18 protein-coding genes are annotated in these 19,514 nt (G+C 74.5%); 7 read left to right on the top strand and 11 right to left on the bottom strand.

Going from position 1 to position 19,514, the window contains the following annotated elements; genetic code table 11:
- Nucleotide 1: 1 nt before the first annotated feature.
- The 3 genes from GTQ99_RS07270 (at nt 2) to GTQ99_RS07260 (ending at nt 2,701) form a co-directional block, all read left to right on the top strand.
- The gene (locus GTQ99_RS07270; protein ID WP_166615074.1) at nt 2–898 is read left to right on the top strand and encodes a carbohydrate ABC transporter permease; all 897 of its coding nucleotides are present in this window, start codon (nt 2–4) and stop codon (nt 896–898) included.
- Nucleotides 895–1,812: a carbohydrate ABC transporter permease gene (locus tag GTQ99_RS26700; RefSeq protein ID WP_338074788.1), complete on the top strand. Its 918-nt coding sequence runs from the start codon at nt 895–897 to the stop codon at nt 1,810–1,812. The genes GTQ99_RS07270 and GTQ99_RS26700 overlap by 4 nt, the downstream gene beginning before the upstream one ends.
- A gap of 271 nt (nt 1,813–2,083) precedes the next feature.
- On the top strand, nt 2,084–2,701 hold the full coding sequence (locus GTQ99_RS07260) for a TetR family transcriptional regulator (protein WP_166615073.1): 618 nt from the start codon (nt 2,084–2,086) through the stop codon (nt 2,699–2,701).
- Between the two features lie 93 nt (nt 2,702–2,794).
- On the opposite strand, the gene GTQ99_RS07255 is transcribed toward GTQ99_RS07260, so the two are convergent.
- Complete coding sequence (locus GTQ99_RS07255; protein WP_166615072.1) at nt 2,795–3,370, bottom strand: TetR family transcriptional regulator; 576 nt, start codon at nt 3,368–3,370, stop codon at nt 2,795–2,797.
- A gap of 82 nt (nt 3,371–3,452) precedes the next feature.
- Here GTQ99_RS07255 and GTQ99_RS07250 point away from each other — a divergent pair, with 82 nt between their 5' ends.
- Nucleotides 3,453–4,361, top strand: coding sequence for an SDR family oxidoreductase (locus GTQ99_RS07250; protein WP_166615071.1), 909 nt, complete (start codon nt 3,453–3,455; stop codon nt 4,359–4,361).
- 17 nt (nt 4,362–4,378) lie between these two features.
- On the opposite strand, the gene GTQ99_RS07245 is transcribed toward GTQ99_RS07250, so the two are convergent.
- The 3 genes from GTQ99_RS07245 to GTQ99_RS07235 all read right to left on the bottom strand — a co-directional run bounded on the left by GTQ99_RS07245 (nt 4,379) and on the right by GTQ99_RS07235 (nt 7,242).
- A complete protein-coding gene (locus GTQ99_RS07245) occupies nt 4,379–5,614 on the bottom strand; it encodes an FAD-binding domain-containing protein (RefSeq protein ID WP_338074787.1) in 1,236 nt (411 codons plus the stop codon).
- Nucleotides 5,615–5,857: 243 nt separating this feature from the next.
- A complete protein-coding gene (locus GTQ99_RS07240) occupies nt 5,858–6,562 on the bottom strand; it encodes a TetR family transcriptional regulator (protein ID WP_166615070.1) in 705 nt (234 codons plus the stop codon).
- A 68-nt stretch (nt 6,563–6,630) separates the two neighbouring features.
- Nucleotides 6,631–7,242 (bottom strand): helix-turn-helix domain-containing protein, encoded by a 612-nt coding sequence (locus GTQ99_RS07235; protein WP_338074786.1) that lies wholly within the window; start codon nt 7,240–7,242, stop codon nt 6,631–6,633.
- Nucleotides 7,243–7,264: 22 nt separating this feature from the next.
- Between GTQ99_RS07235 and GTQ99_RS07230 the strand changes: the two genes are divergently transcribed.
- Nucleotides 7,265–8,404, top strand: coding sequence for an SDR family oxidoreductase (locus GTQ99_RS07230; RefSeq protein ID WP_240896942.1), 1,140 nt, complete (start codon nt 7,265–7,267; stop codon nt 8,402–8,404).
- On the opposite strand, the gene GTQ99_RS07225 is transcribed toward GTQ99_RS07230, so the two are convergent.
- Nucleotides 8,377–9,300, bottom strand: a complete 924-nt coding sequence (locus tag GTQ99_RS07225; protein ID WP_166615069.1) for a helix-turn-helix domain-containing protein — start codon at nt 9,298–9,300, stop codon at nt 8,377–8,379. The two genes, GTQ99_RS07230 and GTQ99_RS07225, sit on opposite strands and share 28 nt — an antisense overlap.
- Before the next feature lie 188 nt (nt 9,301–9,488).
- Here GTQ99_RS07225 and GTQ99_RS07220 point away from each other — a divergent pair, with 188 nt between their 5' ends.
- Both GTQ99_RS07220 and GTQ99_RS26695 read left to right on the top strand, forming a co-directional pair.
- Nucleotides 9,489–10,349, top strand: coding sequence for an SDR family NAD(P)-dependent oxidoreductase (locus GTQ99_RS07220; protein ID WP_166615068.1), 861 nt, complete (start codon nt 9,489–9,491; stop codon nt 10,347–10,349).
- A gap of 138 nt (nt 10,350–10,487) precedes the next feature.
- Nucleotides 10,488–12,203 (top strand): LGFP repeat-containing protein, encoded by a 1,716-nt coding sequence (locus GTQ99_RS26695; RefSeq protein WP_166615067.1) that lies wholly within the window; start codon nt 10,488–10,490, stop codon nt 12,201–12,203.
- A 20-nt stretch (nt 12,204–12,223) separates the two neighbouring features.
- Here GTQ99_RS26695 and GTQ99_RS07210 read toward each other — a convergent pair whose 3' ends face one another.
- The 6 genes from GTQ99_RS07210 to GTQ99_RS07185 all read right to left on the bottom strand — a co-directional run bounded on the left by GTQ99_RS07210 (nt 12,224) and on the right by GTQ99_RS07185 (nt 19,297).
- Nucleotides 12,224–13,849 carry an alpha-L-fucosidase gene (locus tag GTQ99_RS07210; RefSeq protein ID WP_166615066.1) on the bottom strand — a complete coding sequence of 542 codons (1,626 nt, stop codon included), beginning with the start codon at nt 13,847–13,849 and terminating at the stop codon, nt 12,224–12,226.
- A 55-nt stretch (nt 13,850–13,904) separates the two neighbouring features.
- Nucleotides 13,905–15,266 (bottom strand): alpha-L-fucosidase, encoded by a 1,362-nt coding sequence (locus GTQ99_RS07205; protein WP_166615065.1) that lies wholly within the window; start codon nt 15,264–15,266, stop codon nt 13,905–13,907.
- Nucleotides 15,267–15,298: 32 nt separating this feature from the next.
- Complete coding sequence (locus GTQ99_RS07200) at nt 15,299–16,225, bottom strand: carbohydrate ABC transporter permease (RefSeq protein WP_166615064.1); 927 nt, start codon at nt 16,223–16,225, stop codon at nt 15,299–15,301.
- Complete coding sequence (locus GTQ99_RS07195; protein ID WP_166615063.1) at nt 16,215–17,153, bottom strand: carbohydrate ABC transporter permease; 939 nt, start codon at nt 17,151–17,153, stop codon at nt 16,215–16,217. Before GTQ99_RS07195 ends, GTQ99_RS07200 begins: the two co-directional genes overlap by 11 nt.
- A gap of 59 nt (nt 17,154–17,212) precedes the next feature.
- Complete coding sequence (locus GTQ99_RS07190) at nt 17,213–18,466, bottom strand: ABC transporter substrate-binding protein (protein WP_166615062.1); 1,254 nt, start codon at nt 18,464–18,466, stop codon at nt 17,213–17,215.
- Nucleotides 18,467–18,595: 129 nt separating this feature from the next.
- Complete coding sequence (locus GTQ99_RS07185; protein ID WP_166615061.1) at nt 18,596–19,297, bottom strand: FadR/GntR family transcriptional regulator; 702 nt, start codon at nt 19,295–19,297, stop codon at nt 18,596–18,598.
- Nucleotides 19,298–19,514: the final 217 nt, after the last annotated feature.

Raw genomic sequence — 19,514 nt, 5'->3', positions numbered from 1 at the left:
GGTGCTGGGCCGCGCCGGCGCGGCCCAGCACCGCGCGCCCTGGCTGCTGCTGTCGCCCTTCCTCGTGCTGTTCGCGCTGACCTTCCTGGTGCCGATCGTCTACGCGATCGGGCAGAGCTTCACCAGCGTGCAGCGGCAGGGCCTCTTCGGCGAGGAGGGCATCACCTCCGCCTTCGCCGGCTTCGACAACTACTCCCGGGCCCTGGCCGACCCCGCCTTCACCGCCTCCATCTGGCGCGTGCTGCTCTTCGGCATCGTGCAGGTCCCCGTGATGATCGTCGCGGTGACGGTCCTGGCGCTGCTGCTGGAGTCGGCCTCGGCGAAGTGGCCGTCCTTCTTCCGGGCCGCGTACTTCATCCCCTACGGCATCCCGGGCGTGATCGCCAGCATCCTGTGGTCGTTCCTGTACCTGCCGGGCTTCTCCCCCATCGTCGCCGCCCTGCAGGGGCTGGGCCTGGAGGTGGACCTGCTGGGCCCGCAGGCCGTCCTGTGGTCCATCGCCAACATCGTCACCTGGTCCTACGCCGGCTACAACATGCTCATCGTCATCGCCCAGCTCAAGGCGATCCCCGGTGAGGTGTACGAGGCCGCCAAGGTCGACGGCGCCGGCCCGCTGCGCCTGGCGTGGTCGGTGCAGCTGCCGCTGATCCGCCCGGCGCTGGTGCTGACGACGGTCTTCTCCATCATCGGCACCCTGCAGCTGTTCGCCGAGCCGCAGGTGCTGCGCACGGTGTCCCCGGCCATCGACGCCAAGTACACCCCCAACTTCGCCGCGTACTCCTCGGCCTTCTCCTACAACGACTACGGCGTGGCCTCGGCGCAAGCCGTCATCATCGCCCTGGCCGCCTTCGTCCTGTCCTTCGCCTTCCTGCGCCTGGTCTCCCGGAGGGAATCGTGACCGCCGTCCGCCCCGAGGAGGACCGCCTCGCCACCATCGGGGCCGTGCAGCGCGCACCGCGCCGCGGCGCCACCCGACCGCCCGCGGCGCGGACCATCCTGGTCACCGCGGTGCTGATCGTCGTCGCCGTGTACTTCCTGGTGCCCGTGTACTGGGTGGTGGTCGCCGCCACCAAGTCCACCGAGGAGCTGTTCACCACCAACGGGTTCTGGTTCGGCGACGTCCAGCTCTTCGAGAACGTCCGGCAGGTCTTCGCCTTCGACGACGGCGTCTTCGTGCGCTGGTTCCTCAACAGCGTCCTGTACGCCGGCGGCGGCGCGCTGGTGGCGACCTACCTGGCGGCCGCCGGCGGCTACGCGCTGGCGGTGTACGACTTCAAGGGCAAGGACACCGTCTTCGGCCTGGTCCTCGGCGGTGTGCTCGTGCCCGGCACCGCCACCGCCCTGCCGCTGTTCCTGCTGTTCAGCACCATGGGGCTGACCGACACCTACCTGGGCGTGCTGCTGCCCAGCTTCGTGTCGCCGTTCGGCTTCTTCCTGTGCCGCATCTTCGCCGCCGCGGTCGTGCCGCCGTCCCTGGTGGAGTCCGCCCGCCTCGACGGCGCGGGAGAGCTGCGCATCTTCCACACCTTCGGCCTGCGCATGATGGCGCCGGCGCTGGTGACCGTCTTCCTGTTCCAGTTCGTCGGGATCTGGAACAACTACCTGCTGCCACTCATCATGATCGCCGACGAGCGGCTGTACCCGATCACCGTCGGCCTGGTGAACTGGCGCGCCCAGGTGGACCGCCTGCCGGAGTTCTACGAGCTCACCACGGCCGGCGTGCTCGTCTCGGTCGTCCCGCTGGTCATCCTCATGGTCGTCCTGCAGCGCTTCTGGCGCGGCGGGCTGACCGAGGGCTCCGTCAAGGGCTGACCCCGCACCGCCCGACCCCGCACCCGCCCGACCCGCAGCAGCACCGGACGCGCGAGCAGCCCGGCCACCGACCGGTGGCCGGGCTGCTCGCGCTCGTCCCGCGGGTCGGGAGCAGGACGGGAGGTCGTCCGTCCACGGTCCTCCGTCGAACCTGCGTGGCACGTCACCCGGCGTCGTCGCTCGGGCACGGGCACCGCACATCAATTTCTCATGATCGAGAGAAGTTGATGTCGCCACCTGCCGGCCGCGACCCCGCGGGTACGGTGACCGGGTGCCTGCACGAGCTGCCACGTCGCGACCGCGCGGGGAGTACGCCAAGTCCGCGCGGCGGCGCCGGGAGATCGTCGAGGCCGCGACGGACGTCTTCGCCTCCTCCGGCTACCGCAGCAGTTCCCTGCGCGAGGTCGCCGAGCGCATCGGGATGTCCCCGCAGGGGCTGATGCACCACTTCCCGACCAAGGACGACCTGCTCGCGGCGGTGCTGCGCGCGCGCGACGAGCGCGACCACGGCCTCACCGGGGCCGACGAGGACGACCCGGAGGCCGTGCTGCACGCGCTGCTGCGGCTGGTCGAGCACAACCAGCGCACCCCCGGCCTGGTGGAGCTGTACTGCACCCTCTCCGCGGAGGCCACCAGCCCCGACCACCCCGCGCACGAGTACTTCCGGCAGCGCTACGCCGCCATCGTCGGGCTCACCTGCCGCGTCTTCGAGCAGCTCGGCGCCCGGGGACGGCTGCGCGACGGCGTGCAGCCGCAGCGGGAGGGTCGTGCCCTGGTCGCGCTCATGGACGGCCTGCAGGTGCAGTGGCTGCTGACCGGCAAGCGGCTGGACATGGTGGACGACGTCAAGGCCCACCTGCGCCGGGTGACCACGCTCGAGCTGCCCTGAGGCGCGGGCGCGCCGCTCGGTGGCCGTGGTCGCCGGCTCCGGGGCGCCGGACCCGCTGCCCGGGTGCGGGCGTCGCGGTGGGGGCCGCGGCGGTCAGCTCGACCCGCTGACGACGGCGCGCACCTCCTGCAGCGCCTCGCGCTGCAGCTGCACGAGGCCGCGGTCCTCGCCGTCGGCGATCCAGAGGCCGAAGGCCGTGACGAACACCGACACCGTCAGCTCCGCGGCCAGGCGGGCGCGCAGCGCGGGGACGCCGCGGGCGGTGAGGGCGGCGGCCAGTGCGCCCACGAGCGTGGTGAGCTTCAGCAGCTCGCGCTCCTGGAGCGCGGGGTGCGCATCGACGATCCGTTGCCGCGCGCGGGCGTGGCGACGGTCGCGGGTCGCCTCGAGGACCGTCCCCGCCGCATCGAGCGCAGCGCCGACCAGCTCGAGCGCCGGGGCCCCGGCCGGTCCGGACGCGACGGCGCGCACGAACGACTCGCGCAGCTCCTCCTCACCGACGAAGAGCACCTCGCGCTTGTCGGCGTAGTGCCGGAAGAAGGTGCGCTCGGTGACGCCGGCCCGCTCGGCGATGCCCGCGACGCTCGTGGCGTCGAAGCCCTGCTCGCCGAACAGCTCCAGCGCCGCCTGCTGCAGCCGCTCCCGCGCACCCGGCTGCCAGCGTCCCATCCCCGGACCCTAACCGATGACAGTGACCGACATGACTGCTACGGTCGTGATGACAGTCACTGACATCGAAAGGACATCCGTCATGCGCGTCTTCGTCACCGGGGCATCGGGGTTCATCGGATCGGCCGTCGTCCCCGAACTGCTCTCCGCGGGCCACGACGTCCTGGGCCTGGCCCGCTCCGAGGCCTCCGCGGCCGCCGTCCGGGCCCGGGGGGCCGAGGTCCTGCGCGGGGACCTCGACGACCTCGCCGCCCTGCGCCGGGGCGCCGAGTCCGCGGAGGGCGTCGTCCACCTGGCCAACAAGCACGACTGGACGGACCCGGGGGAATCCGACCGGGCCGAGCGCGCCGCCGTGGAGACCTTGGCTGAGGCGCTCTCGGGTTCCGGGCGCCCCCTCGTCCTCGCCGCCGGGCTCGCCCTGCCCGGCCTCGGGCGCTCCGGGCTCGGGCGGCCCGCCGAGGAGGACGACCGCAGCGACGCCCACGGGGTCGACTCCCCCCGCGGTGGTGCGGAGAACCTGGCCCTGGGTTACGCCGAGAAGGGCGTGCGCGTCGTCAGCGCCCGGTTCGCGCCGACCGTGCACGGCGCGGGCGACCGGGGTTTCATCGCCATCGTCGCCGAGCACGCCCGCCGCACGGGCCGCGCGGCCTACCCCGGGACCGGCACCAACCGCTGGCCGGCGGTGCACCGCTCCGACACCGCCGTCCTGGTGCGCCTCGCCCTGGAGCAGGCCCCCGCCGGCTCGGTCGTCCACGCCGCGGCCGAGGAGGGCGTTCCCGTGCGCGAGGTCGTCACGGCGCTCGCGCGCCGCCTGCACCTGCCCACCGAGTCGGTGCCGCCGGAGCGCCTCGCGCAGGAACTGCCCTTCGTCGGCGCGTTCCTCGCCGCCGACGTCCCCGCCTCCAGCGCGCGCACGCGCGAACTGCTCGGCTGGCGGCCGAGCGGTCCCACGCTGCTGGAGGACATCGACGCCGGGCACTACGACCGCTGACCCGCCGGGAGGGCGCGTCAGCGCGCTGAGCGCGCCCAGGCGCTGAAGGAGCGCAGCGAGCCCGACCCCGGCCGCCGCAACCACGGCCAGGGGTGGCGCGCCACGACGTCCAGGCGCGCGGCCCGGCGCGCGAACCCCGGCACGGGCGCGTGCGTCACCGCGAGCCGGCGCCCGGCCAGCTCGCGCACGGGATCGCCCAGGCGCACCTCGCAGCCCAGCTCGGCCAGCGTCTCGGCCAGGAACACCAACCGCTTGCCCGACAGGCGCAACCGCGCCAGCAGCGGCTCGTCGAGGACGAACACCGCCGGCAGGTCGGGGTGCGCCACCAGCGCCGGGTCGCTGCGGCCCAGCGACTCCGCCGTCAACCACACCGCCTCCGGCGGGGCGCTGACCTCGGCGCGGCGCGGACCCGCACCGCTCTCCCCCTCCCAGCCGGGCCCACCGGCCAGGGCCGGTCCCGCGTCCAGGCGCGGGCCCGCCTGGACCTCGGGCCACTCCTGGATCGGGCACGCCCGCTGCAGCGCGCACGTGCCGCACAGGCCCGGCGCGCGCTTCTCCACCTGCCAGCGGCTGAAGCCGTACACCTTGCCCGTGGCGGTGCCCACCGCCCACTGCCACCCCAGCCGGTTGGCGGCCGCCGAACCGTCCAGCAGGTGGCGGTACATCTCGCGCGCTCCCGCGCGCCAGTCACCGCCGGCGCGCACGGAGTGCTGGGAGGCCAGCCACATCCGGGTCTGGTTCACCAACCAACCCTCCTCGTGCAGCTCCGCCGTGGTGGTGGCCACGCAGGCCATGTCGGCGGGCCAGGGCTCGCGCACCCACGGCTGCACCGGGACGGGCGAGGGGACGGGCACGGGGTCGGCGAAGCGCAGCGGTCGCGCCGTCGCCGGACCCAGGCGGGCGTACAGGTGGCGGGCGTACTCCTGCCACAGCAGCTCGTCGCGGAACTTCGCGCGGTCGCGGGCGGGCGCGCCGGCCGCGGCCGCCCACACCGCCGGCAGCGTCAGCAGCCCGTGGCGGACGTACGGGGAGAGGCGGCTGCTGCCGCGCCGCTCGCGCGGCCACACCTCGCTGCGCCTGGAGGCGTACCCGCTGAGGTCGAGCCCGGCCAGCGCGGCGTCGGCCGCCGCCTGCCCGCCGCGGACCGGCGAGGCCACCACGCTGCCGGGCTCCCAGGCCAGGTGACCCAGGTGGGTGCCCACCCAGTCCAGGACGCCGTCGCGCTCGAGCGGCGGGGGCGGCAGCACGGGCACCTCACGATCCTCACCCACCCACCGGGCACCGGCCACCCCGGAACCCCGGGCGGGGTGGGCTCAGCGGACGGCCAGGGGTTCCGCGGAAGTCATCTCCTCGGTCAGCCGCCACACCAGGGCGGCCAGCGCCCGGTCGCCCACCGGTGCCCGGAACTCCTCGAAACCGACGAGGGCGTCGTCGCGGGGGCCGACGGGTCCGGCGAACAGGTCCGGGTCGACGTCGGCGGAGGTGGGTGCCGGCGCTCAGGTCGCGGCGTCGAGGCGTTCGAGCCAGCGGGTGAGCAGAGCCGCTTCGGCCTGCTCGAGCACGGGGGTGCCCCCGAGCAGGAGCTGGGCGTGCAGGCGTCGGGCGGCGTCGCGCACCGGGTGCGTCGTCGTCGACGCGGCGCTCTCGTCGAGGACCGCGGCGAACACCGCCTCGCGGGTGCGGTGGGACAGCTCGGGGTCGTCGAAGAGGGCGGGCTGGGCGATGAGGTTCAGCGCGAGGCCGATGTTGGCCGGCAGGACGAGCTGCGCCGCCCGGCGCGGGGTCGTCGTGAGCGCCCCGGCGGCCGCGCACCGCACCAGGGTGGCCTCGAGCAGGGCGAGGATCCGCCGGTGCACGGCGGAGGCCGAGCCGGGGCGCGGGGTGAACATCAGCCGGTACAGCGCGGGGTTCTCCAGGGCGAAGGCGGTGTGGTCGTCCCACCCGGCGCGCAGGTCGGCGACGGGGTCGCCGGTGACCTCCAGCTCCTGCTTGCGCTGCGCGTAGCGTTGCAGCGCCACCTCGGCCAGGGCGTCGAGCAGGCCCTGCTTGTCGCCGAAGAGGCGGTAGAGGACCGGTTGCGTGACCCCGGCCTCCTGGCACACCGCCCGGGTGGCGACGTCGCCGTCGGCGGAGCCCGTCAGCTGCCGCTCCGCCGCGGCCAGCAGCGCGGCGCGGATCCCGGTGTCCTCGGCCGTCGGCACGCATCGATGGTACGCCGGAGCGCTAGCACCGCGCGGGCGCCGTGCCCGCGGCACGGCGGGGAGGGGCGTCAGGGGCGGCGGTGCGCGACGGCGACGAGGTAGCGCACGGGTGCGGCGCCGGGGTTGGTGAAGGTGCACTCGCGCGGCGGTCCCAGCTCCAGGCAGTCCCCGGCCGCCAGCCGGTGCGCCTCGGCGCCCTCGTGGACCTCCAGGTCGCCGCTCAGCACCCACACCTGCTGGTGGATCCCCGCGTAGGCGTCCGCCGGGTACGACACCGACGCCCCGGCCGGCAGCTCGATCCGGGTCAGCTGCAGCGGACCACCGGCCGCCGGCGACAGCACGCGGCGCAGGTAGCCGGTGGCCGGGTCCTCCCACTCGCGCTGGTCCTGCGCCCGCAGCAGGCGCAGGCTGTGCGCGAGCGGCTGCTCGACCCGCCCGAACAGCTCCGACAGCGTCAGCCCGAGGGCCGCGCACAGGCGCCCCAGCAGCGCCGCGGTGGGCTGGCTGTCCCCGCGCTCCACCTTGACGATCATCGCGCGGGACACCCCCGAGAGCTGCGCGAGCGCGGCCGTGGAGAACCCGCGGGCCAACCGCGCGGCGCGCAGCGCCTGCGCCAGGCGCACCTCCAGGGGCGGAGCGCCCGCGGAACCGGGTTCGGCATCGGGTTCAGCGGCAGGCACGGTGAACATCATAGTGACGACCATGGGTACTGTGGTGGACATGGCCCCGTCCGCCGCCCTCCTGCCCGACCGCGCCCCGACACCGGTGCGCACACCTCCGCCCGGTGCGCACGCCCTGGTCGTGGGAGCCACCGGCATCACCGGCTCCGCGCTGGTGCAGCAGCTCGTCGAGTCCGGCTGGCGCACCAGCGGGCTCTCGCGCCGCCCCCCGGCCACCGCCGGCGCCGCGCACGTGGCCGCCGACCTGCTCGACGCACGGGACCTGCGCGAGCGCCTCGCCGGCCTGCGCCCCACCCACGTCTTCGTCAACGCCTGGGTCCGCCAGGACACCGAGGCGCGCAACATCGAGGTCAACGCCGGCATCGTGCGCGACCTGCTGGCCGCCCTCGGTGCGCAGGGCTCGCTGCGCCACGTGGCGCTGGCCACCGGCCTGAAGCACTACCTCGGGCCCTTCGAGGCCTACGGGCGCGGCGAGCTGCCCGACACGCCGTTCCTGGAGGACGCCGAGCGCCTGGACACGCCGAACTTCTACTACGCCCAGGAGGACGAGCTGTTCGCCGCGGCCGCCCGCCACGGCTTCACCTGGTCGGTGCACCGCGCCCACACGATCCTCGGGCACGCGGTGGGCAACGCGATGAACATCGTCTCCACCCTGGGCGCCTACGCGGCGATCGCGCGCGCCACCGGGCGCCCCTTCACCTTCCCCGGCTCGCAGGTTCAGTGGAACGGCGTGGTGGACCTCACCGACGCCGGCCAGCTGGCCGACCACCAGGTCTGGGCGGCCACCACGCCGCAGGCGGCGGACACCGCCTTCAACGTCGTCGACGGCGACGTCGTGCGCTGGCGCCGGTTGTGGCCGCGCCTGGCCGAGCACCTGGGGGTCCCCTGGGCCGGCCCCGGCGAGCACCCGCAGCCGCTGCAGGAGCAGGTGGCCGACGCGCAGCAGGTGTGGGCGCGCCTGGTCGACGAGCACGACCTGAGCGAACCGGACCTGTCGCGCGTGGCCTCGTGGTGGCACACCGACAGCGACCTCGGCCGGCCCGTGGAGGTGCTGGCCGACATGACGCGCAGCCGCCTGGCCGGTTTCACCGGGTACGTGAGCACCGAGCGCTCCCTGCTGCGCCTGGTGGACCGCTACCGCGCCGAGCGCCTGGTCCCCTGAGGGTCCGGCTCGCCGCCCCCCTGCGCCGCCGGGCCCGTCCGCGGCGAGCGCGCCTGCTGCCCGCGGGGGTCGGCGACCCAGGAGGCGAGGACCGTGAGCCGCTCGTGCGAGGTGCTGCCCGCCTCGGCGCTGTAGACGAACAGCGTCTGGTCGGGGTCCCCCGGCAGGGACAGCGCCTCGAAGTCCAGGGCCAGCTCGCCGACCAGGTGGTGGTGGAAGCGCTTCCTGCCGTGGGTGCGCTGGTGCACGGTGCGCTCGGTCCACCAGCGGGCGAACTCCTCGCTGCCCAGCGTCAGCTCCCCCACCAGCTGCTCCAGCAGGGCGTCCGCGGGGTGGCGGCCGGCGTCCAGCCGCAGCGTGCCCACCGCCTCGGCGCTGACGGTGCGCCAGTCCGGGAAGACCTCCCGGGCCGCCGGGTCCAGCAGCAGCCACCGCACGTAGTTGCGCCGGCGGGCCGGGAGGGCGTCGAAGTCGGTCATCAGCTCGGCGGCCAGCCGGTTGGTCGCCAGGACGTCGGTGCGCCGGCCCAGCACCAGCGCGGGGTGCTCGCTGAGGGAGCCCAGCAGCTGGTGCAGGGCCGGCCGCACGCGCTGCACGCTCGGCGGGCCCGCCCCGCGCCGGGGCGGCCTGGCCAGGTCCCGCAGGTGGGCGGCCGCCGCCGCGTCGAGGTGCATCGCCCCGGCCAGCGCCTCCACGACGCTGTCCGAGGGGCTGGTGTGCCGGCCCTGCTCCAGGCGCGTGTAGTAGTCGACGCTGAGCCCGGCCAGCTGCGCCACCTCCTCGCGGCGCAGACCCCGCACCCGGCGACCCGGGGCGCGGGCCAGCCCCACCGACTCCGGTTCGGTGCCCGCCCGGCAGGCGCGCAGGAAGGCCCCCAGGTCGGAACTCGCCGTCATGGCCCCATGCTGGCACCGGCGCTCCCGGCGCGGGAGCCGCGAGAGGGGGTGCGCCGCACCCGGGAAGCCGCTCCCCCCGGCACCGCCGGGCACCTCCCGGGCCCCCGCGGGCACCGGCGAGCGGACACGCTGGAAGGGCGCCGGCGGACGCCGGACGCACCCACCACCGGCTGTTCGAGGAGCTCCTCATGCCCTACCCCGTCGACCGTCCCGCCACCTGGCTGGTCACCGGCGCCTCCCGCGGCCTGGGCCTGGCCCTGGTCAGGGCGCTGCTGGCCTCCGGCTGCCAGGTCGTCGCCACCACCCGCTCGTCCCCGCGGCTGCACGCCGCCCTCGCCGAGGTCGACACCTCCCGCCTGCTGGCCCTGGAGGTCGACCTCGTCGACCCCGCGGCGGTGACCGGGGCCGTCCAGCGGGCGACGCAGCGCTTCGGCAACCTCGACGTCGTCGTCAACAACGCCGGCTACGGGTTCCTGGGCGCCGTGGAGGAGACCACCGACGCCCAGGTCGCCGCCATGCTCGACGTGCAGGTGAGGGGGACCTGGAACGTCGTGCGCGCCGCCCTGCCCGTGATGCGCGAGGCGCGGTCCGGCCACCTCGTGACGATCTCCTCCGTGCTCGGGGTGACGTCCTTCCCCGGGTGGGGGCTGTACTGCGCCGCGAAGTTCGCCGTCGAGGGGCTGACGGAGTCGCTGGCGGCGGAGGTGACCGGCTTCGGCATCTCGGTGAACCTCGTCGAACCCGGCTACTTCGACACCTCCTTCCTCACGGCGGACTCCCTGTCGCTGTCGGACACGCACCTCGACGGGTACGAGGCCGTCCGGGACATGGTCCGCCAGCACCAGCAGATGCCCGGCACCCAGCTCGGCGATCCCGATCGGGCCGCGGAAGCCCTGATCGCGCTGGCGCGGGCCGATGGCGCCGGCCGGCTGCGGCAGGCCCTGGGCTCGGACTCCCTGCAGATCGCGCGCACCGCCCTGGCCGCTCGGCTGGCCGAGCTGGAGGAGGGCGCCGAGGTGGCGCGCTCGACCGACCACGACCGCGGCTGACCGCGGCCGCGGCGCAGTCGTGCGGGAGCCGCTCCGGGGCAACAGCCTCATGATCAGTGATCTCACGGCTACGCTGGGTGAGCCGGAGTTCCCCGGCACCCGCGCCCGACCCCTCGGGCCCCTCCCCGGAGAACCACCGTGCCCGCGCCCCGCACCACCGTCCTGCGCACCACCGTCCTGCGCACCACCGTCCTGCGCGCCGCCGCCCTCGCCGGCACCACGTGCCTGGGCGCGGCGCTGCTCGTTCCCGCGAGCGCTTCAGCCGCGGCGGCCGACCCCGCACCGCCCGCAGCGACCGCGGGGTCGGCCGTGCCGCGCGCCCAGCGCGCCACCTCGCCCCTGAGCACCACCACGCTGTGCGCCCAGGACGGCGCCACCCTGTCGGTCTCCTGGCGCCGCCCGGACCAGGCCGAGCGCTACGACGTGGTCGGCGGCGCCGACGAGGAGACCTTCCTGAGCGCCACCGGCGCGGTCGGCGACGCCCAGCCGCCGGTGCGGCTGAGCGAGCCGGTCGGCACGAGCACCGTGCGCCTGCTGCAGCGCCCCGAGGGCACCGAGGTGGCCCGGCGCAGCGCCACCGTCGCCCCGTGCGACGGCTGGTCCGGTCCCGAGGAGCTGGAGGCCAGCGGGTCCAACACCCCGGGGCAGCCGCAGTGGATCGGGCAGCTGGACCCCACCCCCGCGACGATCGGCGGCGTGCGCGTCTGGAAGGGGCAGCTGGGGGCGCTGCACGTGGGCGCCGACGGGCGCGGTCACGTCGTGCGCACCGCCACCGCCGAGCGCTACCGCGCCGCCGGCGGCCCCGCAGGCCCGCTGGGCGCACCCACCAGCAGCGAGGTGCGGGCCGCCGACGGCTCGGGGACCTCCACCACCTTCACCGGCGGGCGCATCTGGTCCAGCCCCGCCACCGGCGCGCACGTCGTGCGCGGGGACGACGCGCTGTGGAACGACCCCCACCAGCGGCAGCGCCTGATGCCCTTCACCGTCCCCGGCTACCCGGTCGCCGAGGTCGAGGAGCTCGGCGCTCTCGCGAGCCGCCAGCGCTTCGAGCGCGGCTGGCGCTACCGCTCGCTGGAGGGCGGGCGCTGGGTGTGGAACAGCCCCGTGGCCGAGCGCTGGCTGGCCGGCGGCGCCGAGCGCGGCCCGCTGGGCTGGCCGCTGACCGACACCGAACCCCTCGCGATGGGCTGGATCCCGGAGGGTGCCGCCGGCGACGCCTGGCGCCAGCGCTTCCAGGGCGGCATCCTGTACGCCCCGGCCGGGGCCGGCGCGGCCGCGCACCTGGTCGGCGGCGCCATCGCCGAGCGCTACCAGGGCCCCCGGTGGAGCGACGAGGCCACCGTGCACCGCCTGGGCCTGCCGGTGACCGACGAGCTGGGCACCCCCGACGGGGTCGGGCGCTACAACCACTTCGCCTCGGGGGCGAGCATCTACTGGACGCCCTCCACCGGAGCGCACGTCGTCACCGACCTGGACGACAGCGGCTGGTGGCAGCCGGTGCGCCTGCGCAGCTACTGGGCCGCGCGCGGTTTCGAGCGCGGGGTCCTCGGCTACCCGGCCGGTGAGGCGGAGGAGAGCAGCAGCGGCGGGCAGCGCGCGGCGCTGCAGCGCTTCAGCGGCGGCGTGCTGTGCGCCTCCCCCGACCCGGCCGCGCCCACCACGTACCTGCTGGCCACCGTGCACGGCGCCTTCCGCGCCCACTGGGAAGCCGCCGGCGCCGACCGCTCCCCGCTGGGCATGCCCACCTCCGAGGAGGTCGCGGTCCCCGGCGGGGTGCGGCAGCGCTTCACCGGCGGCGAACTGCGCTTCGAAGCGGCCACCGGCCGCGTCACCCAGGTCCTCACCACGTCCTGAACCCCTCCCGGGGAGCTCGCTCAGCCCCCGCCCATCATGTCGGGCAGCAGCAGGGCGCGCGGTGCGGGAGCGGCCGGGTCGGGCACCGTGAGGCGCAGCGCGAAACCCGGCACCGCCGCGGCGGCCGCCGGCAGCGGCGAGGGCAGGGTGATCAGCAGCGCGTCGTCGGTGCGCTCCACGTGCAGCGGCTCGGGCGTCCCGATCAGGTGCACCGACGAGACCTCGCCCGGGGACAGCGCGGAGGAGGCGCCCAGGGAGCGCACCCGCACGACGCCGTCCTCGGGGCGCACCACCCCGAGGACGTACAGGGACGTGCCGGCGACGTCGCGGCGCCGGGTGAAGCGCAGGTCCGCGGCGGTGTAGCCCAGCGACCGCTGGTCGGTGAAGGAACCCTGCGGGACGGCGGTGGGCCCCTCGCCGGGCACCGTCCACGGGCGGGTGCCGTAGACGGCCTCGCCGAACAGCTCCAGCCACGCCCCCAGGCCCTCGAGCAGGGCGACCTCCTCCTCGGGCACCGTGCCGTCGGGCCTGGGGCCGATGTTCAGCAGCAGGCACCCGTTCTTGGCCACGACGTCGACGAGCTCGCCGACGAGGTCGACCACGCTCTTGTGCTCGTGGCCCTCCACCCACCCCCAGGAGGTTCGCGAGACGGAGGTGTCGTTCTGCCAGGGCACCGGGTGGGTGCCGGCCATGCTCCCGCGCTCGACGTCGAGGACCGCGGTGCCCTCGCGGAAGGCGTTCCACTTGTACTGCAGCACCACGCCGCGGCCCCACTGCGCGGCGCGGTTGTAGTAGTAGGCGGCCAGCACCCGCAGGTACGGCTCGAAGGCGGGGTGCTCGATCCACCAGTCGAACCAGAGCACCTGCGGGCGGTAGCGGTCGACGATCCGCACCGTGCGCAGCAGCCAGTCCTCCAGGTAGGCCTCCGACGGCCCGGTGGACTGCGGCATCGCGGGGCCGTACAGGTCGGCGAACTCGGCGTCGTCGCGCACGTCGGAGGGGAAGGAGCGCCCGGGGTGGAAGAAGAACCAGTGCTCCGCGCGGTGGGTGGAGGCCCCGCGCACCAGCCACTGCTCGTCGCACGCGTCGAGGACGTCGCCGAGCAGGTCGCGGTGCGGCCCGACGTTCACGCTGGTCCAGCGCGAGCGCGGCTCGTCGTAGAGGGCGACGCCGTCGTGGTGCTCGGCGACCGGGACGACGAACTGCGCGCCGGCGCGCCGGAACAGCTGCGCCAGGCCCGCGGGGTCCAGCCGGTCCATGGTGAAGCGCGGGATGAAGTCCTTGTAGCCGACGTCGGTGTGCTCCCCGTGCACCGCGCGGTGGTGCTCGAACTCACGGCTGCCCGGGGTGTAGGAGTTGCGCGGGTACCACTCGTTGCCGAAGGCGGGCACCGAGAAGACGCCCCAGTGCATGAAGATGCCGAACTTGGCGTCGCGGAACCACTCCGGCACCTCGTAGGCGGCCAGCGACTCCCAGGTGTCGGTGAAGGGGCCGGCGTCGACGACGGCGCGCACGGCGGCCAGGGCCGCCTCGGTGTCGGGCGCCGGGACGTGCGCCGGCACCCAGTCGCGCCGCGTGCTGCTGTCGCGCTGCGTGCTGCTGTCGCGCTGCGTGCTGCTCTGGCCGGTCGGCGTGGTGGAGCTCATGGACGGCAGTGCCTCTCGATGGTGTCGGGTGCGGGGTGCGGGGTGCGGGTGCGGCTCAGCCGCGCAGGTCGAGGGCGACGACGGCCGGGCCGTGCGCGTAGGCGCGCAGCGGCACCTCCACCTCGAGCGCACCGCCCGCGGCGTGCGCGGCGACCGGCGTGCCGTCGAGCAGCCGGGCGGAGGCGGGGTCCAGGCGGTCGGCGTCGGCGTCCAGGCGCACCCGGTCCCCGCCCTCGAACACGGCGTGGGCGGTGCCGCCGGCGCGGGTCCAGCGCACCCAGCCGGCGCCTTCCGCGCCCTCGGCCGGGTCGCCGGGGCGGGCCACCGCGGCGTCGAGCACGGTGGTGGCGTGCACCGCGGCGCCGTGCACGGACATCCAGTCCCCGAGCTGCTCCAGGCAGCGGCGCTGCAGCTCGGGGATCGTGCCGGCGGCGGTCGGGCCGACGTCGAGCAGCAGGTTGCCGCCGCGCGAGACGACGTCGAGCAGGTGCCGCACGGCACCGGGGCCGTCGAGGTGGTGCTCGGGTCCCTCGACCTGGTTGTAGCCGAAGGAGTAGCCGATGCCGCGGCAGTTCTCCCAGGCCCCGGACTCCAGGTCGCGGCCCTGCTGGTACTCGCTGGTGCGGAAGTCCCAGTGGGTGGCGCCGAAGCGGTCGTTGACGACGCCGTCGGGCGCCGCCCGGTAGAAGGCGTCCAGGACGTGGGCGAAGGACAGCGGCCCCTCGGGCTTGCCCGCGTCCGGCCACTCGATGTCCCCCCACAGCACGTCGGGGGTGTACCTGTCGACCAGGTCGCGCACGTGGGCGTTGGCGTAGGCGGTGTAGGCCTCGTCCTTGGGGCGCTGCGGCTCGAAGTCCGAGCGCTCCAGCGGGCCGAAGTCGGCGGCGTGCCAGTCCAGCCCGCCGGAGTAGTAGGTGCCGAAGCGCATGCCGGCGCGGCGGGTGGCCGCGGCGATCTCGCCGACGAGGTCGCGCTGCGGGCCGCGGGCCACGGTGTTGCGGCCCTCGGTGCCGGGGGCGTCCCACAGGCAGATGCCGTCGTGGTGCTTGGTGGTGGGCACGACGTAGCGGGCGCCGGCGCGGGCGAACAGCGCCGCCCAGCCGTCGGCGTCGAACTCCTCGGCCTTCCAGACGTCGAGGAAGTCGTCGTAGGGCGCACCGCCGTAGGTGCTGCGGTGGTGCTCGGCCGCGGAGGACCCCTCGATGCGGATGGTGTTGAAGTACCACTCCGCGTAGGGGTTGTGCGCGAACCAGTACTCCGGCTCGAAGGTGCCCAGCTCTCCGATCGGCTCGGCCCAGGCGGGCACCGAGTAGGCGCCCCAGTGGATGAAGATGCCCAGCTTGGCCTCGGCGAACCAGGTGGGCAGGGGCCGCTCGAAGCGCTGGTAGGGCGCCGGGCGGGCGTCGTCGGCGAACACGGGGAACCTCCGGTCGAGGGGGACGGGACGGGTCAGCGGCCGCCGAGCCCCGACAGGGCGATGCCCTTGACGAGGTAGCGCTGCAGCAGCAGGACGAGCAGGGCGGTGGGGGCCATGGAGATCGTGGCAGCGGCCATGAGGAGCTGCCACTGCTGGCCGTTCTGCCCGAGGAAGAGGTTCAGCCCCAGCGGCACCGTCGTGGTCGAGGCGTCGTTGGTGACGATGAGGGGCCACAGGAAGCTGTTCCAGTAGGTGATGAAGGTGAAGACGGCGAGCACGGCGAAGGCCGGGGCCGAGATCGGCACGATGATCCGCGTGAGGATGCGCCAGTGGCCGGCGCCGTCGACGCGCGCGGCCTCCTCCAGCTCCTTGGGCACGGTGAGGAAGAACTGGCGCAGCAGGAAGGTGCCGAAGGCGGTGAACGCCCAGGGGAGGATGAGCGCCTGGAAGGTGTTGATCCAGCCGAGCCTGTTCATGATGAGGAACATCGGGACGACGACGACCTCCTGCGGCACCATGAGCGTGCCCAGGTAGACCAGGAAGAGGGAGTCGCGGCCCCGGAAGCGCAACCGCGCGAAGGCGTACGCCGACAGGGCGGAGGTGATCAGCGTGATGAGCGTGCCCGCGATCGCGACGAAGGCCGTGTTGAGCATGAAGCGCACGAAGGGCAGGTAGTCGAGGGCTTCGCCGTAGTTGCCGAAGCGCAGGCTCTCGCCGAACAGGCGCGGCGGGGTGGTGAAGATCTCTCCGCCGCTCTTGAGGCTGGAGAGGACCATCCAGACCAGGGGGGCCAGGAAGAGCAGCAGCACGAGCGTCAGCAGCGCCTGCGAGATCACGGGGGGCCGGCGGCGGCGCTGGACGACCCCGCCGGGACGTGCCGGCTCGCGCAGGGACGGGGTGCCCGCGGGGACGTCGAGCGTGCGCTGGCGCGCGACGGGGCCGGCGCCGTCACTGGTCATAGTGCACCCACTTCTTCTGGCCGAGGAACTGGACGGCGGTGAGCACCATGATGATGACGAAGAGCACCCAGGCGATGGCCGAGGCGAACCCGAGCCGGAAGTTCTGGAAGCCGCTCTGGTACAGGTACATCACCAGTGTCGTCGTGCTGTTGCCGGGCCCGCCGCCGGTGAGGATGTACGGCTGCACGAAGACCTGGAACGAGCTGATGAGCGTGAGGACGGTGGCGAAGAAGAGCGAGGGGCTCAGCAGGGGCAGCACCACCGAGAAGAACTGGCGCACGGGACCCGCGCCGTCGATGGCGGCCGCCTCGGTCAGCGAGGGCGGCACGGCGTCCAGCGCCGCGGAGAAGACGAGCAGGTTGTACCCGAAGCCCTGCCAGACGGACATCATCACGACCGCCGGCAGCGCCCAGGTGCTGGAGCCCAGGAAGTTGGGGGCGCCCACCCCGAACAGCGTCTGGGACACGCTGTCGAGCAGGCCGCGCGGGGTGTAGAGCAGCCCGAAGACCACCGCGTTGCCGACCATGGGCGTCACCGCGGGCACGAAGAAGAGCACCCGGTAGTAGCGGCGCCCCACGATGCGCGGGGAGATCCACACCGCCAGGCCCATCGAGACCATGATGTTGACCGGCACGTAGAGCAGCACGAAGACGGCCGTGTTGAGCAGGGCGGTCTTGAAGACCGGGTCCGTGGTGAACAGCTCGGCGAAGTTGGCCAGGCCGACGAAGCTGGGGGCGCCCAGCACCGGCCAGTCGTAGAAGCTCATGACCAGCGAGGCGAGGATCGGGAACGCCGTGAAGGCGACGAAGCCGATGGCCCCGGGCAGCAGGAAGGCCGTCGCGGCGCGGCCGTCGCCCCGGCGGGGCCCGCGCGGGGGCGCCGGGGACTCGCGGGAGTCGGTGACGCGGACGGCGCCGGTCAGCGCCATGGGACCTCCTCAGGCCGGTCGGGGAGCACGTCGGGACCGGGTCTCGGGCGGGACGCCGGTCACGCCTGGGCCATGACCCTGGCGATGAAGTCGTCGACGGACCCGTCGCCGTTGAAGGCGGGCACGGCGTACTTGGCCCACTCGTTGTTGACCTGCGTCCACTTCGCGGTGGCCCGGAAGGGCTCGGAGGCGGCGATCATGGCGTCGATGACCTGCTGGGCGTCGCCGAGGTCGTTGCCCTCGTACCAGGAGGACTGCTGGGCGGTGCGGGCGGGGAAGGCGCGCCCCTGCTCGCCGAGGTAGGTCTCGGCCTCCACGCCGGTCAGCCCGGCGACGGCCTTCGCGGCCAGTTCGGGGTCCTCGGCCGCGGCCGAGACGCCGAACCCGGAGCCCGCGCTGACGGTCCTGGAGCCGCTGGCGCCGACCGGCATCGGGGCGATGCCGACCTCGAAGTCCGCGGTCGCCTTGGCGTTGATGAGGCTCCAGGGGCCGTCGATGTTCATCGCGGCGTTGCCGGCGAGGAACTGGTTGGTGGCCGACGCCTGGGAGTTGGCGGCGGGGATGGGGGCGGCGACCTTCTCGGTGGTGATGAGACCGCGGTACCAGTTCAGCGTGTCGCGCCACTCGTCGTTGTCGAGGTCCAGCGCGCCGTCCGCGGTGACCGCCTGCACGCCGTGCTGGCTCATCGCCCAGGGGATGATGCTGTCGGGCACCGCACCGGCGAAGAAGCCGTAGGTGTTCCCCTTGGTCAGGGTCTTGGCGGCGGTGACGAACTCGTCCTGCGTCCAGCCCGCGGTGGGCAGCGGCAGGCCGGCCTGCTCGAAGGCGGTCTTGTTGTAGAAGACGACGAGCGGTCCGAAGTCGTAGGGCAGCGCGACGAGCTTCCCGTCGACCTTGAGCGCGTCGAGGATGCTGGCGTCGAAGTCGGACTCGGAGACCCCCATGGCGGGCAGGTGGTCGTTGAGGTCGACGAAGAGGTCGGCGAACTGCGGCGCGCGCAGCGACTGGATGCTCACCAGGTCGGTGGTCTGGCGGCTGGCGGCCTGCGAGGTGAGCTTGGTCCAGTAGTCGTTCCAGGCCGCGGTCTGGAAGGAGATGGTGGACCCGGACGCCTCGCCCGCGATGCCGGCCACCTCCTTCCAAGCGTCGACCTCGGCGGTGGAGGCGCTCCACATGAACCAGCTGAGGTCGGTGGCGGAGCTGTCGGAGCCGGAGCCCGCGCTCGAGCCCCCGCCGCAGGCGGACAGGGCCAGCGCGGTCGCGGCTCCTCCGCCGAGGCCGAGGAGCTGGCGGCGGGAGAAGGTGGGTGCCATCAGGTGCCTCCGAGACGACGTCGTCGTGCGCGAACGGGGAGGAGCATTGAGGTCGACGGCCGGCTTTCCAGGCGGCGGTGCCTGGAGACGTCCGATGACTGGGACTGTGGACCGCTGCGCGCGTGCTTGTCAAGCGTCGCGCGGGGGTTCCGTGCCGATGGTCGTGCGCATCCAGTCCTCGACGTTGGCGACGTGCAGCAGGGCCGCGGCCGCCGCGCGCGGGGCGTCGCCGTCGCGGACCGCGGCGTGGATGGCGGCGTGCTCGGCGATGGTGCGCTGCGTGGAGCCGTCCTCGGTCAGGGCGCGCCAGACCCGGGCGCGCAGCGTGACCCCGGAGATGCCGCGCAGGATCGCGGCGAGGGCCGCGTTGCCGCTGGCCGCGGCGACGGCGGCGTGGAAGTCGGCGTCGTGGGCGATGAGGTCCTGCTCGTCGGTGGCGGCCTCCATGAGCTCCAGGTGCCGGCGGATGCCGGCGAGGTCCGCGCTCGTCGCACGTGTCGCTGCGAGAGCTGTGACCTGGGGTTCGACGACCCTGCGGCACTCCATGAGCTCCAGCAGCGACTCGTCGCGCATGAGGTCGACGGCCTCGCCGATGCCGGTGAAGAGCTGCTCGGGGCTCAGGGAGGTCACGAAGGTGCCGTCCCCGCGCCGCACGTCGAGCACCCCCGCGGTGGCCAGGGCCCGCACCGCCTCGCGCAGGCTGGAGCGGCTGACCCCCAGCTGGGCGGACAGCGCCGCCTCGGCGGGCAGGCGCTGGCCGGGTTCGAGGTGGCCGCCGCGGATGAGGGCGCGCACCTTCTCGATCGCGGCCTCGGTCAGCGGTGCGGCCATCCGGTCACCTCCGTGTCGTGGGCGAGCGCCCGGGGCGCCGGGGTCGGCCGGCACCCGGACAGTCTGCCCCCGCGGGCGCCGGATCACCCTAGACATCGGATGACTGGCTCGCTAGCGTCGTGGTCGGCATCGAGGACGATGCCGTGTCCGGCGTCCCTGGCGACGACGCGGCGCCCCGGCCGCGACGGCGCACGCGCCCGCCCGCCCCACCTGGAGG

Origin of the sequence: Kineococcus vitellinus, from assembly GCF_009906315.1 — a bacterium.
Classification (GTDB): domain Bacteria; phylum Actinomycetota; class Actinomycetes; order Actinomycetales; family Kineococcaceae; genus Kineococcus; species Kineococcus vitellinus.
Note: the sequence above shows the minus strand (reverse complement) of the source record. Positions and strands in the feature narration are given on the sequence as shown.

Bases quoted from the DNA above. Each gene is read 5' to 3' on its own strand.
- GTQ99_RS07210 (WP_166615066.1), bottom strand. From the start codon at position 13,849: ATGAGCTCCACCACGCCGACCGGCCAGAGCAGCACGCAGCGCGACAGC.
- GTQ99_RS07230 (WP_240896942.1), top strand. From the start codon at position 7,265: ATGGGTACTGTGGTGGACATGGCCCCGTCCGCCGCCCTCCTGCCCGAC.
- GTQ99_RS07255 (WP_166615072.1), bottom strand. From the start codon at position 3,370: ATGGGACGCTGGCAGCCGGGTGCGCGGGAGCGGCTGCAGCAGGCGGCG.
- GTQ99_RS07225 (WP_166615069.1), bottom strand. From the start codon at position 9,300: ATGACGGCGAGTTCCGACCTGGGGGCCTTCCTGCGCGCCTGCCGGGCG.
- GTQ99_RS07195 (WP_166615063.1), bottom strand. From the start codon at position 17,153: ATGGCGCTGACCGGCGCCGTCCGCGTCACCGACTCCCGCGAGTCCCCG.
- GTQ99_RS07220 (WP_166615068.1), top strand. From the start codon at position 9,489: ATGCCCTACCCCGTCGACCGTCCCGCCACCTGGCTGGTCACCGGCGCC.
- GTQ99_RS07185 (WP_166615061.1), bottom strand. From the start codon at position 19,297: ATGGCCGCACCGCTGACCGAGGCCGCGATCGAGAAGGTGCGCGCCCTC.
- GTQ99_RS07250 (WP_166615071.1), top strand. From the start codon at position 3,453: ATGCGCGTCTTCGTCACCGGGGCATCGGGGTTCATCGGATCGGCCGTC.
- GTQ99_RS07190 (WP_166615062.1), bottom strand. From the start codon at position 18,466: ATGGCACCCACCTTCTCCCGCCGCCAGCTCCTCGGCCTCGGCGGAGGA.
- GTQ99_RS07200 (WP_166615064.1), bottom strand. From the start codon at position 16,225: ATGACCAGTGACGGCGCCGGCCCCGTCGCGCGCCAGCGCACGCTCGAC.